The 12,917-nt window shown below is 62.0% G+C and carries 14 protein-coding genes; 6 read left to right on the top strand and 8 right to left on the bottom strand.

What is annotated here, in order from left to right; all coding sequences use genetic code 11:
• Positions 1-9: 9 nt before the first annotated feature.
• From flgJ to ACU688_RS03200, 6 genes are all read right to left on the bottom strand, one after another.
• Positions 10-1,278 (bottom strand): flagellar assembly peptidoglycan hydrolase FlgJ, encoded by a 1,269-nt coding sequence (gene flgJ / locus ACU688_RS03225; protein ID WP_448183618.1) that lies wholly within the window; start codon positions 1,276-1,278, stop codon positions 10-12.
• A gap of 4 nt (positions 1,279-1,282) precedes the next feature.
• Complete coding sequence (locus ACU688_RS03220) at positions 1,283-2,371, bottom strand: flagellar basal body P-ring protein FlgI (RefSeq protein ID WP_177325314.1); 1,089 nt, start codon at positions 2,369-2,371, stop codon at positions 1,283-1,285.
• A gap of 27 nt (positions 2,372-2,398) precedes the next feature.
• On the bottom strand, positions 2,399-3,094 hold the full coding sequence (gene flgH, locus ACU688_RS03215) for a flagellar basal body L-ring protein FlgH (RefSeq protein ID WP_257780424.1): 696 nt from the start codon (positions 3,092-3,094) through the stop codon (positions 2,399-2,401).
• Positions 3,095-3,147: 53 nt separating this feature from the next.
• Entirely contained in the window at positions 3,148-3,933 is a 786-nt protein-coding gene (flgG, locus tag ACU688_RS03210) for a flagellar basal-body rod protein FlgG (protein WP_017735191.1), read from the bottom strand.
• Between the two features lie 62 nt (positions 3,934-3,995).
• Positions 3,996-4,736: a flagellar basal body rod protein FlgF gene (locus ACU688_RS03205; protein WP_124526531.1), complete on the bottom strand. Its 741-nt coding sequence runs from the start codon at positions 4,734-4,736 to the stop codon at positions 3,996-3,998.
• A gap of 317 nt (positions 4,737-5,053) precedes the next feature.
• Positions 5,054-6,616 carry a sigma-54-dependent transcriptional regulator gene (locus ACU688_RS03200; RefSeq protein WP_448183617.1) on the bottom strand — a complete coding sequence of 521 codons (1,563 nt, stop codon included), beginning with the start codon at positions 6,614-6,616 and terminating at the stop codon, positions 5,054-5,056.
• A 256-nt stretch (positions 6,617-6,872) separates the two neighbouring features.
• On the opposite strand from ACU688_RS03200, the gene phhA reads away from it, so the two are divergent.
• The 3 genes from phhA to ACU688_RS03185 all read left to right on the top strand — a co-directional run bounded on the left by phhA (position 6,873) and on the right by ACU688_RS03185 (position 9,312).
• Complete coding sequence (phhA, locus tag ACU688_RS03195) at positions 6,873-7,664, top strand: phenylalanine 4-monooxygenase (protein ID WP_448183616.1); 792 nt, start codon at positions 6,873-6,875, stop codon at positions 7,662-7,664.
• Positions 7,665-7,762: 98 nt separating this feature from the next.
• Positions 7,763-8,119, top strand: a complete 357-nt coding sequence (locus ACU688_RS03190; RefSeq protein WP_017735186.1) for a 4a-hydroxytetrahydrobiopterin dehydratase — start codon at positions 7,763-7,765, stop codon at positions 8,117-8,119.
• Positions 8,119-9,312, top strand: coding sequence for an amino acid aminotransferase (locus ACU688_RS03185; RefSeq protein ID WP_448183615.1), 1,194 nt, complete (start codon positions 8,119-8,121; stop codon positions 9,310-9,312). Before ACU688_RS03190 ends, ACU688_RS03185 begins: the two co-directional genes overlap by 1 nt.
• A 130-nt stretch (positions 9,313-9,442) precedes the next feature.
• Here ACU688_RS03185 and ACU688_RS03180 read toward each other — a convergent pair whose 3' ends face one another.
• Positions 9,443-10,252, bottom strand: a complete 810-nt coding sequence (locus tag ACU688_RS03180) for a UDP-2,3-diacylglucosamine diphosphatase (RefSeq protein WP_448183614.1) — start codon at positions 10,250-10,252, stop codon at positions 9,443-9,445.
• A 137-nt stretch (positions 10,253-10,389) separates the two neighbouring features.
• On the opposite strand from ACU688_RS03180, the gene ACU688_RS03175 reads away from it, so the two are divergent.
• From ACU688_RS03175 to ACU688_RS03165, 3 genes are all read left to right on the top strand, one after another.
• A complete protein-coding gene (locus ACU688_RS03175; RefSeq protein ID WP_448183613.1) occupies positions 10,390-11,142 on the top strand; it encodes a helix-turn-helix transcriptional regulator in 753 nt (250 codons plus the stop codon).
• 100 nt (positions 11,143-11,242) lie between these two features.
• A complete protein-coding gene (locus tag ACU688_RS03170; RefSeq protein ID WP_448183612.1) occupies positions 11,243-12,127 on the top strand; it encodes a DMT family transporter in 885 nt (294 codons plus the stop codon).
• A 127-nt stretch (positions 12,128-12,254) separates the two neighbouring features.
• The gene (locus tag ACU688_RS03165) at positions 12,255-12,536 is read left to right on the top strand and encodes a hypothetical protein (RefSeq protein ID WP_017734661.1); all 282 of its coding nucleotides are present in this window, start codon (positions 12,255-12,257) and stop codon (positions 12,534-12,536) included.
• Positions 12,537-12,573: 37 nt separating this feature from the next.
• On the opposite strand, the gene ACU688_RS03160 is transcribed toward ACU688_RS03165, so the two are convergent.
• Complete coding sequence (locus ACU688_RS03160) at positions 12,574-12,861, bottom strand: Rdx family protein (RefSeq protein ID WP_448183611.1); 288 nt, start codon at positions 12,859-12,861, stop codon at positions 12,574-12,576.
• Between the last annotated feature and the right edge of the window lie 56 nt (positions 12,862-12,917).

Below are 12,917 nucleotides of genomic sequence, written 5' to 3'. Positions count from 1 at the left end.
ATTCAGACCTTATAAATGTGTGGTTGCGCCAGCGGCAGCGTAGTTCTGGTAGCTGTTCATCGTTTTGGCGATCTGCGAAATCTTGCTGGCATAGTCTGGGTCGGTTGCGTAACCGGCCTTTTGCAACTCGCGTACAAACTGTTCCGGGTTGTCGGCCGACTTCACAACTTCTTTATAGCGATCATTGCTTTGCAGCAATGTCACGAGGTCGTGGAAGCTGTCCTGGTACGAGTCATAGGAACGGAACTGCGCCGTTTCCTTGACCATCGCCCCATCGCGGAACTCGCTGGTGATTGCACGGGCCTGGCCGCCCTGCCAGCTCTGGCCGGCCTTGATGCCGAACAGGTTGTGGCTGCTGCTGCCGTCTTCGGCGCGCATCACCGACTTGCCCCAACCGGTTTCCAGTGCGGCCTGGGCCACCAGGTACTTCGGATCGACGCCAATGCGCGCGGCGGCCGCCTTGGCCATCGGCAGCATGGTGGCGACAAATTCGTCCTGGGAGCCGAAGGCTTTTTTCGCCGGTGCCAGCGGTGGCTGGGCAATGGCGCGGCCATAGACCTGCATGCGCCCGCTCGGTACGGCAAAGCTGCGCGCGGTGCTGTTGATCACGTTGTCTTCGGCGGCGCTGTTACGCAGTGGCGCGGCCTTGGCGACGCTGGTGTCGGTGCTTGGCACGATGCCGGCCAGCAGGCGATCCGTCAGCTTGCTCGGCAAGGCGATGCGGCGCTGGTTCATCAGCTCCATGTCATTGCTGTGGGACGCCGCGGCGCCGGCCTGCGGCTCCGCCACGCGATACGCCCACAGTGGGCGCTGACCATTGGAACGGCCCAGCGGGCCCTCGGCCTGGGTACCGGCGCCGATTTCCGTCGGCACATCGACCTTCTTCGCCGGTTCAGCCGCCGCCGGGCCTTGCAAGGTGGCCGCCTGGGCTTCCACCGGTTTGTTCTTCTGCATCTGGCGCATCAGCACGTCGGCCAAGCCGATACCGCCGCCCTCGCGGGACATCGATACCGCCAGTTGCTGGTCGTACATTTCCTGGTACTGCTTGGCGGCGGGCGTGTTCATCGGGTTGTCTTTGCCCAATGCCTCAGTCGCCGAACGCATCGACTTGAGCATCTCGCTCAGGAACAGCGACTCAAACTCCTGCGCCACCTTGCGCATGTTGCCTTCGCTGTTCTTGTCGGCACCGACCTTGAGCTGGTTAAGCCGGTTCAAGTCGGAATAAGACCCCGAGTCCGCCGTGCTGCTGATCCCGCTCTTGCGCATATCCATGGCCATGGCCTCAGATCACGATCAGGTCGGCTTGCAAGGCGCCGGCCTGTTTCAGGGCTTCAAGGATCGCCATCAAGTCGCCGGGCGCTGCGCCCACCTGGTTCACCGCGCGGACAATCTCATCCAGGGTGGTGCCGGGGCCGAACTTGAACATTGGCTTGGCTTCTTGCTGGGCATTCACCCGCGAACGTGGCACCACGGCCGTCTGGCCATTGGACAACGGCCCAGGCTGGCTGACGATCGGGTCTTCGGTGATGGTCACGGTCAGGCTGCCGTGGGTCACCGCGGCCGGCGACACCTTGACGTTCTGGCCGATCACGATGGTGCCGGTGCGCGAGTTGATGATGACTTTGGCCACCGCCTGGCCTGGATCGACTTCGAGGTTTTCCAGGATCGACAGGTAGTCCACGCGCTGGCTTGGGTCCAGCGGCGCAGTTACGCGGATCGAGCCGCCGTCGATGGCCTGAGCCACGCCAGGGCCGAGCATGTCGTTGATCTTGTCCACCACGCGCTTGGCCGTGGTGAAGTCGGAACGGTTGAGGTTCAGCGTCAGGCTGTTGCCCTGGTTGAAGCCGCTCGGCACGGTGCGTTCCACCGTGGCGCCGCCGGGAATGCGCCCGGCGGACGGCACGTTGACGGTGATCTTCGAACCGTCGCGGCCTTCGGCGTCAAACCCGCCCACCACCAGGTTGCCCTGGGCGATGGCGTACACGTTGCCGTCGATACCTTTGAGCGGGGTCATCAGCAAGGTGCCGCCGCGCAGGCTTTTCGAGTTACCGATGGAGGACACGGTAATGTCCACCACCTGGCCCGGCTTGGAGAACGCTGGCAAATCGGCACTGATGGACACGGCCGCGACGTTTTTCAGCTGTACGTTGCCCGAGCCGGCCGGCACTTTGATGCCGAACTGCGAGAGCATGTTATTGAAGGTCTGCAGGGTGAACGGGGTCTGGGTGGTCTGGTCACCCGTGCCGTTGAGTCCCACCACCAGGCCGTAGCCGATCAACTGGTTGGAGCGCACGCCGGAGATGCTGGCGATGTCTTTCAGGCGCTCGGCCTGGGCGACGGCGCTCAGGGACAGCAACAAGGCCGCCACCATCAGCTGTTTGAGTTTCAAAATGGCCACCTAGAAAGGGAACAGCGGGCTAAGGAAGAAACGGTCGAACCAGCCCGGCTGGCTCGCATCGGCAAACGAACCCGTACCCGAATAGGTAATGCGCGCATCGGCAATCCGCGTGGACGGCACGGTGTTGTCGGTGGAGATGTCATCGGCACGCACCATGCCGGCAATCCGCACCAGCTCGTCGCCGGTGTTGAGGGTCATCCACTTTTCACCGCGTACGGCGATTATGCCGTTGGGCAACACATCGGCCACGGTCACGGTGATCGAACCGGTCAGGCTGTTGCCCTGCCCCGCCGCGCTCTTGCCGTTGGTGGCACGGTCGCCGCTGTAGCCGGCTTCCAGGCTCAGGTCGCCACTGCCCAGCGGGTTATTGGTGTTCGGGATACCGCCAAACAGCGAGGTCAGGCCGATGCCGGTCTTGCTGGTCTTGCCGATCTGCGAGTTGGCGTTTTTGCTGGCCTGGGTCTTCTCGTTCAGGGTGATGGTGATGATGTCACCGACCCGGAACGCCTTGCGGTCGCTGTACAGGTTCTGTTCGAAACCGGCCTGGTAGATCGAGCCATTGTTGGCCGCCGCCGGCAACGGCGTGCGTGGCAACACCGGCGCGTAGTACGGGTCATTGGGTTTCGGCGTCGGGGCGACACAGCCCGCGAGCACGGTAATCCCACTCAATGCCAGAACAGAAACGTAGCGATTCATGACCCTTACCTCACGGTGTTGCAGGCGCCATCAATGGCGCCCCATAGACTTGATTACAGATTCTGCGTGACGAACGAGAGCATCTGGTCGGCAGTGGAGATCACCTTGGAATTCATCTCGTAGGCGCGCTGGGTGGTGATCATGTTGACCATCTCCTCAACGGTGCTCACGTTGGAGGTTTCCAGGGTGCTTTGCAGCGTTGTACCGAAACCGTTCAAGCCAGGGGTGCCGATTTGCGGCGCGCCGCTGGAGGCGGTTTCGAGGAACAGGTTGTTACCCATGGCTTGCAGGCCGGCCGGGTTGATGAAGTCGGCGGTTTGCAGGTTGCCGATCACTTGCGACGCCGGGTTGCCGGCCACGGTGATGGACACGGTGCCGTCGTTGCCGACGGTGAAGGTCTTGGCATCGGCCGGGACGATCACGGCAGGTTCCAGGGCGAAACCGTTGGCGGTGACCATCTGACCATTGGAGTCCAGGTGGAAAGTACCGTCACGGGTGTAGGACGTAGTGCCATCCGGTTGCAGGATCTGGAAGAAACCACGGCCGTTGATGGCCATGTCCAACGGTTGGCCGGTCTGTTGCAGGTTACCGGCGCTGAAGTTCTTCTGGGTGCCGACAATCGCCACACCCGTACCCAGTTGCAGGCCCGACGGCAGTTCGCTGTCCTGGGTCGATTGGGCGCCCGGCTGCTTCTTGATCTGATAGAGCAGGTCCTGGAATTCGGCACGGTCACGTTTGAAACCCGTGGTCGACACGTTGGCCAGGTTGTTGGAGATGGTGGTCAGGTTGGTGTCCTGGGCGGACAAACCCGTTTTGGCAACCCATAGAGCCGGAAGCATGCTGTTCTCCTTTGTGCGCCTGTTTGTTGGCGCCGCATCACAAATTAGTTAGTGGGTTGCAATCAGGTCATTGCCATGACGCGCGTCATGGCCTGATCGTCTTCCTTGGCGCTGTTCATCATCTTGATGTGCAGCTCGAATTGCTTGGAAAGCGCCAGCACTGCGGTCATTTCTTCCACCGCATTCACGTTGCTCGCCTGCAGGAAACCCGAGGTCAGCTTGACGCCCGCATCGGCCTGGGCCGGCTGGCCGTCCTTGGTGTGGATGCTGCCATCCAGACCTTTGGTCATGTTCTTCAGATCGGGCTGCACCAGCTTGATCCGGTCCACTTCAGCCATCACGCGCGGGCCTTCACCCATGGCGCGGATGCTGATGGTGCCGTCGGCGCCCACTTCGATTTTCTGCTGGGGCGGCACCGCAATCGGGCCACCGTTGCCCATGATCGGCATGCCGTTGCCGGCGCGCAGCACACCCAATGCATCGACGTTCATGCTCGCGCTGCGCACGTAGGCTTCGCCGCCATCCGGGGTCTGCACGGCCATCCAGCCGTCGCCGCTGACAGCCACGTCCAGGTCACGGCCGGTTTCAATCATTGCGCCGGGGCTGAAGTCGGTGGCTGGGCGCTCGGTGAGGGCAAACGCCCGCGCCGGAAAGCTGTCACCAAATACCGGCATCGAACGCGCCTGCTCCAGGTCACGTTGGAAACCGTTGGTGGAAATGTTCGCCAGGTTGTTGGCATGGGCCTTCTGCGCCAGAGCATTCTGGCTGGCGCCGGTCATTGCCACATAAAGGTACTTGTCCACGCTCTTTCCTCTTTCTGACGGACGTTTGCCGCCCACCGCTGTGCTGATGAGGCTTAAGCAATTTGCGAACCAACTTTTTAAAAGCGGGTGATATGCAAGCGGGGCAAGGGTTTGCGGGAAGGTGGCGGGAAATGGCCGTGGGGTGAGAGTCGAAAAAACGGCGGACTACTGCCGTCAGCGGCAAGCCCTGGTCTTCCCAACGGCAGAGATCAAATGTGGGAGCTGGCTTGCCTGCGATAGCGGTGAATCAGTCAGCATCTACTTCACTGATACACCGCTATCGCAGGCAAGCCAGCTCCCACACTTTTAACAGCGCTCTACTTTTCTACCTTGATCACTTCGTAATCGCGCAACTTATTAGCAATGGTGGTATGGGAAACCCCCAAGCGCTTACCCAACTGCCGGCTGCTCGGATGCTCGGCGTACAAACTTTCCAGCACTGCCTTTTCGAACCGCCCGACAATATCCTCCAACCCGCCCTCCAGGGAAAAATCGCCAAGGGGTTGACGCACCCCATAGTCCGGCAGGCGAATGTGTTCAACCTTCACCGTCCCGCCGTCGCACAACGACACCGCCTGGAACAGCACGTTTTCCAATTGCCGCACATTACCCGGCCAGTGGTAGTGGCTGAGCTTATCCATGGCTGCGGGTGCGAGCCTGGGCAGCGGGCAACCTATTTGCCGGCTGGCCTGGTCGAGGAAGTGCTCAACCAAAGGCGCCAGACCATCGAGGCATTCGCGCAGCGGCGGGATATGCAGCGACAACACGTTGAGGCGGTGATAAAGATCCTGGCGAAACTCGCCACGGGCGCAGAGTTCCGACAAGTCCACCTGGGTTGCGCAGATCACCCGCACATCCAGGTAGACCTCTTCATCACTGCCCACACGCCGGAAGCAGCCGTCCTGCAGAAAGCGCAGCAACTTCACCTGCAAACGCGCGCTCATTTCCCCAACACCATCCAGAAACAACGTCCCGCCCGCCGTCAGCTCCAGCAGCCCCAACTTGCCCTCGGCCCGTGCGCCTTCAAACGCACCGGGGCCGTAGCCGAACAGTTCGGTCTCGGCCATCGACTCCGGCAAACCGGCACAGTTGAGTGCCATCAGCGGCGACTGCCCACGCGGACTGGCCAGGTGGCAGGCACGCGCGAGCAATTCCTTGCCGGTGCCGGTTTCGCCTTCTATTAATAGCGGCGCATCCAGCGGCGCCATGCGCCGGGCCTCGCGGACCACGGCGGCCATGACCCTGGAGCTTTGGAAGATGCTGTCAAAGCCGCGCAGCTCTTGCTTGCGCACATTGTAGATACGCTCACCGACGCGGTCGGCACGGTGCAAGGTCAGCACGGCGCCGGCCATGGCTTCGCTGTCATCGTGTTCGGAAGATTGCAGCGGCGCGATGTCCGCCAGGAACACGTCGCCCTTGACCTTGACCCGCAGGCCGTTGATCCGCGATTTGCTCGCGCGCACCAGTTCCGGCAAGTCGAAGTCCTCGGCGTAGCGCGACAGCGGGATACCCGGCACTTCGTCCACCCGCACCCCGAGCAACTGCGCCGCCGCACGGTTGGCAGCGACGATGGAGCCGCCCATATCAATCGACAACACCGGAAACTCCAGGGCACCCAGCAACGCATTAAGCTCCATATGCCGACGCTCACTGGGCATCAGGCCTACACGCTTTACACCAAATACACCGGCAATCGCTTCAAACTGCGGGCGCAGCGCCTGGAACTGCATGTTCACCAGGTTCGGGCAAAACAGATAAATGGCGTTGCCATGCTCACCGCCGACCTCGCCCTTGGCGACGTTGACGCCGTACTCCACCAGCAGGTTGAGAATGTCCCGCAGGATGCCGATGCGGTTCTGGCAGTGCACTTTGATACGCATGAAAAGGCTCGAAAAGTGGGTAGGCGCCGCGTCTTTTTGTCGCTGGGCGCAGATAGTCGTCAAGATTATGTGACAGCTTGTGACCTTTTCCCAGCCCAGCACAACGACTGGCGACCCAATCGTAACGAATACTTTACAAAAATCGGTAATTTTTCCCACATTCCGGCCCAGGACACGGATGGCGCCTGGCCGCGTAAGGGTTATCAATAGGGCATCCCAGGACATAACAAGAACGAATGCCTAGCAGGAGAGCCGTATGAAGCAGACGCACTACGTGGCCCGCGAGCCCGATGCGCAAGGTTTTATCCACTACCCGCCGGAAGAACACGCGGTGTGGAACACCCTGATCACGCGCCAGTTGAAAGTGATCGAAGGCCGCGCCTGCCAGGAATACCTGGACGGCATCGACAAGCTCGGCCTGCCTCATGACCGGATCCCGCAACTGGGCGAGATCAATAAAGTGCTGGCCGCGACCACCGGCTGGCAAGTGGCCCGCGTTCCCGCGCTGATCCCCTTCCAGACCTTCTTCGAACTGCTCGCCAACAAGCAGTTTCCGGTCGCGACCTTTATTCGCACCCGTGAAGAACTGGACTACCTGCAAGAGCCGGATATTTTCCACGAGATCTTTGGCCACTGCCCGCTGCTGACCAACCCCTGGTTCGCCGAATTCACCCACACCTACGGCAAGCTCGGCCTCGCCGCCAGCAAAGAGCAACGGGTTTACCTGGCCAGGTTGTATTGGATGACCATCGAGTTCGGCCTGGTGGACACGCCCCAAGGCCTGCGCATCTACGGCGGTGGCATTTTGTCGTCGCCCAAGGAGACGGTGTACAGCCTGTCCGCCGAGCCCGAGCACCAGGCTTTCGACCCGCTGGAAGCGATGCGCACGCCGTATCGCATCGACATCCTGCAACCGCTGTACTTCGTGCTGCCGGAGCTCAAGCGCCTGTTCGAAGTGGCGCAGGAAGACATCATGGGCATGGTCGAGCGCGGCATGCAGCTCGGCTTGCATGCACCGAAATTTCCGCCCAAACCCAAAGCCGCTTAAACCTCAGTTTTTAGGGCCAGGTGAGTCTGTTCCCCGACCCTGCGTTGCTTTAGGGTGACGCCACTGACCTTCATCATTCGAATTCAGGACACTTTCCCATGACCACCTTGAACCAAGCCCACTGCGAAGCCTGCCGCGCCGACGCCCCGCAAGTCAGCGATGAAGAACTGCCAGTGCTGATCAAGCAGATCCCCGACTGGAACATCGAAGTGCGCGACGGCGTGATGCAGCTGGAAAAGGTTTTCCTGTTCAAGAACTTCAAGTTCGCCCTGGCCTTTACCAATGCCATGGGTGACATCTCCGAAGCCGAAGGCCATCACCCTGGCCTGCTCACCGAATGGGGCAAGGTCACCGTGACCTGGTGGAGCCACTCCATCAAAGGCCTGCACCGCAACGATTTCATCATGGCCGCCCGCACCGACGAAGTGGCCAAGGACGCCGAGGGCCGCAAGTAATGCACTTTGATGCGATTGGCCGCGTACCCGGCGACCCGATCCTCGGGCTCATGGACCTGTATGCCCAGGACAGCAACCCGAACAAATTCGACCTCGGCGTCGGCGTCTATAAGGACGACCAGGGCCTGACGCCGATTCCCCACTCAGTGAAGCTGGCCGAGCAGCGCCTGGTGGACACGCAAACCACCAAGACCTACATCGGCGGCCACGGCAACGCCGCCTTCGGCACACTGATCAGCCAACTGGTGCTCGGCGCCGACTCGGCACTGATCCACGCCCGCCGTGCCGGCGCCACCCAGACCCCAGGCGGCACCGGCGCCCTGCGCCTGAGCGCCGACTTCATCGCCCACAGCCTGCCGGGCCGTGGCGTGTGGCTGAGCAACCCGACCTGGCCGATCCACGAAAGCATCTTTGCCAAAGCCGGCCTCAAGGTCAGCCACTACCCCTACGTGGGCGCAGACAACCGCCTGGATGTGACGGCCATGCTCGCCACCCTGGCCACCGTGCCCAAGGGCGATGTGGTGCTGCTGCACGCCTGCTGCCACAACCCGACCGGTTTCGACCTGTCCCAGGACGACTGGCGCCAAGTGCTGCAGATCGTGCGCGAGCGCCAGTTGCTGCCCCTGATCGACTTTGCCTACCAGGGCTTTGGCGACGGCCTGGAACAAGATGCCTGGGCCGTACGGCTGTTTGCGGCCGAGCTGCCGGAAGTAGTGGTCACCAGCTCCTGCTCGAAGAACTTTGGCCTGTACAGCGACCGTGTCGGCGCGTTGATCGTGTGCGCGGCGGATGCCGAGAAGCTGATCGACGTGCGCAGCCAACTGGCGAATATCGCGCGTAACCTGTGGTCAACGCCGCCGGATCATGGTGCGGCGGTGGTGGCGACGATCCTCGGTGATGCCGAGCTGAAAGCGCTGTGGAGTGGTGAAGTGGAAGCCATGCGTTCGCGGATTGCGCACTTGCGCTCCGGGCTGGTGGAAGCCTTGGCGCCGCACGGTTTGGCCGAGCGGTTTGCGCATATCGGGGCACAGCGTGGGATGTTTTCCTACACCGGTTTGAGTGCCGAACAGGTCAAGCAACTGCGCGAGAAGCACAGTGTGTATATGGTCAATTCGGGGCGGGCGAACGTTGCCGGGGTTGATGCGACACGCCTGGCACTGCTGGCTGAAGCGATCGCCGACGTATCCAACTGAAGAAACCGGGAGCTGGCTTGTGTGGGAGCTGGCTTGCCTGCGATAGCGGTCTATCAGTGCAAACTGTGGGGCTGATACACCGCTATCGCAGGCAAGCCAGCTCCCACATTATTCGACCGAGTGAATCCATTTAACCTGTGACCATCTCAGCCTTGAGCTGCGCCTCTTTCGCCTGCGCATCCGCCAACCGATACAACTCGATCTGCCCATCCCAGTGCTCGATCAACGCCGTGCACGACTCCACCCAATCCCCGCAATTGAGGTAATCCACCTCGCCCACCTTGCGAATTTCCGCATGGTGAATGTGCCCGCACACCACGCCGTGCAACTCGCGCTTGGTCACTTCGTGGGCGATGGCTTCTTCGAAATCACTGATAAAGCTCACCGCCGTCTTCACCTTGTGCTTCAGATACGCCGACAGCGACCAGTACCCGTAGCCATACCGCGCGCGCCAGTGGTTGAGCCAGCGGTTCAATGTGAGGGTAAATTCGTAGGCCGAATCGCCAAGGAACGCCAGCCAGCGGTGATAGCGGGTGATCACATCGAATTGGTCGCCATGAATCACCAGCAGATGCCGACCGTCCGCCGTCACGTGCACCGCTTCGTCGACCAACTGGATATTGCCGAGGATCAGCTTGGAATAGCGGCGCAGAAATTCGTCGTGGTTACCGGTGACATAGATCACCTCGGTGCCGCGCTTGGCCATGGTCAGCAGGCGGCGGATCACGTTGGTGTGGGCCTGGGGCCAATACATGCCGCCGCGCAGTTTCCAGCCATCGATGATGTCACCCACCAGGTAGATCTTGTCGGCGTGGTAGCCCTTGAGGAATTGCGACAAATGTTCGGCCTGGCAATCCCGGGTGCCCAGGTGCACATCGGAAATCCACAGGGTACGCACCCGTTGCTTGCGGCTGGGCTTGGTCAACTCGGCACTGGTCATGGGCATCCCTCGACGCTGTTTTTGCGAGCTTGCGCCAAGGCGATTAATAGCCCATGACAACTGTGCGTCAGTCTGATGACAGCGCCCAGCGGGCACGAAGCGTTGTAGACTGCGACAGCCTGCCCCAGGAGACCGCGATGAGACCGATCCTCACGCTACGCCATTACACCCAAGCGCCCATCGACCACAGCCATGACCATGCGCAGCTGGTGTTCGGCCTGTCCGGGCACCTGGACTTCGAGGTCGAGGGCCGTGGCAGCCAGGTGCGCGAAAGCAGCGTGATGGTGCTGCCCTACTCCGCCCACCACGTCTGCGACAGCCGCGATGGCAGCCGCTGCCTGGTGCTGGACGTGCCCACCGAACACTGGGTGCTGCAATCGTTGGGTGAGCATGCGGATGCCAGCCGCCGCTTGCTCGATCAACCGTCGCGCCTGGCCCTGGACGCCCGGCAACACCAGTTGGTGCAGTGGCTGGCGCACAGCCCGGTGAATGACCCGCTGATCGTGCAGCAAGGCGCGGTGCTGCTGCTCGCCAGCCTCAACCCGCCGCAAGCGGCCATGCCCCTGCCGGGCAAACGCCTGCCGTATGCCGCGTTCAATGCGCACATCAAGCGACACGTCGCCCACCCGTTGCAGGTCGCCGACCTTGCACGCATCGCCGACCTATCGCCCGCGCGCCTGCATGCGCGGTTTATTGCCGAATGCGGGCAGACGCCCATGGACTACATCCGCAGCCGTCGCCTGCATATGGCCCTCGACATGCTGCGCGGCACACCGCTGCCCATCGGCGAAATCGCCGAGCGCGTCGGCTATAGCTCGCAAAGCGCCTTCGCCGCCGCGATGCTGCGGGAATTCGGCGCCTCCCCCGGTCAGTTGCGTCGCGCACCGTAGCAAGAGTCCCGCGACAAACAACGCGAGCCCGACGACAGACACCCAGGCCTGCCACCCTCTAGACTGGGTTTTTCGTCACCCCGTACGTTCAAGGATCGCAATGACTCCCCGTTCAGCCCTCGGCGCCCTGCATATCGGCGCATTGATGTTTGGCCTCACCGGCGTATTCGGCAAGCTGGCGGCCGCCTCGCCGGCCATCATCGTGTTTGGTCGCGCTGCATTTGCCGTGCTCGCCCTGGCAGTGTTCGCGCGCTTTGCCAGCAATGCCCCGTGGAAAAAACTGGAAAGCCGTGACTGGCGCCGGCTGCTGGTCAGCGGTGTATTGCTGGCGGCGCATTGGGTGACCTTCTTTCTCGCGGTCAAGGTGGGCGGTGTGGCGGTCGCGACCCTGGGCTTTACCGCGTTCCCGGCGTTTACCGTGATCCTCGAAGGGTTGATTTTCCGCGAGCGCATCCGCGCCAACGAAGTGCTGCTGGTGGTTTTGGTCAGCATCGGCCTGGTGCTGGTCACCCCGGACTTCAATCTGGCCAGCGAAGCCACCGGCGGCCTGCTGTGGGGCATCGCCTCGGGGCTGTTGTTTTCCCTGTTGTCGCTGAACAATCGCGCCAGCTCCGGGAGAATTCCTGCCGTGCAGGCAGCGCTGTGCCAGAACGTGGTGGTCGCGGCGTTACTGTTGCCGGTTGCGGCCCCGGGGCTGGCAGATGTGCGTGGCATTGACTGGCTGTGGATCGGCTTGCTGGGGGTGTTCTGCACCGGCCTGGCCCACAGCCTGTTTGTCGCCAGCCTGGCGGTGATCAAGGCGCGTACCGCGTCGGTGGTGTTTGCCATGGAGCCGGTCTACGGCATTACCGTGGCCTGGCTGCTATTCGCCGAAACCCCGACGCTGCGCATGCTGCTGGGCGGCGCGCTGATCATCGTCGCCATCGTGCTGTCGGGGCTGATGGGCAGCGCCAGCCAGGCCAAACAGCCGGCGGCAACGGCCTGATCTATACTCTGCCCATCCGCAACAGTCTGTCGTCGTTCAACGGATAAGACTTCTCGACGACAGCCCTGACGTTTGAAGTTGCTGCAAGCGAGTGGTCACTCCATTAACGCTATGCAGGGGTTTCATCATGGAAACACTTATCAGCTTGTTGGTGCAGATCATCAGCGGCGCCGTCGGCGGCAACCTGGCCGGCATGACCAAGCAGAGCCTGGGCACCGGGCTCAACACCTTTCTCGGCGGTGTGGGCGGCCTGGTCCTGGGCCAGGTTATTGCGCAGTTCACCGGCACAGCCGACGGCGCGGCACTGGACGTCGCGGCGGTGGGCACCAACATTGCCGGTGGTGGCCTCGGCGGCCTGGTGCTGACGTGGGTTGTCGGGTTCATCAAGCAGAAGATGGCGGCCAAGTAGCAGCGTTCCGGTCACCGTTCCCCTGGAGCGGTGACCTTTACTGCGTGCGGTCGTTGTGCCCGAGGTCGCGCTGCGGGTCGATCCTGTCACGTACCCGTTGCTTGAGCACCTTGGCTTCCGGGAAGCCACCGTCCTGTTTGCGCTCCCAGATCTGCACGCCATCGCAGGTGATGCGGAACGCACCGCCGGTGGCCGGTTCCAGCGACACTTTACCCAGGTCATCCGCAAACGTGCTGAGCAGCTCCTGGGCCAGCCACGCCGCGCGCAGTAGCCACTGACACTGGGTGCAATAGGTGATGACGATCTCGGGCTTGCTCATGGACATAACTTGATAGGCTCCTGGGGTAACGGGCTCGGCGCATCGGGTGGCTATAATAGCGG

This window comes from Pseudomonas acericola (SeqCode) (assembly GCF_053456465.1).
Note: the sequence above shows the minus strand (reverse complement) of the source record. Positions and strands in the feature narration are given on the sequence as shown.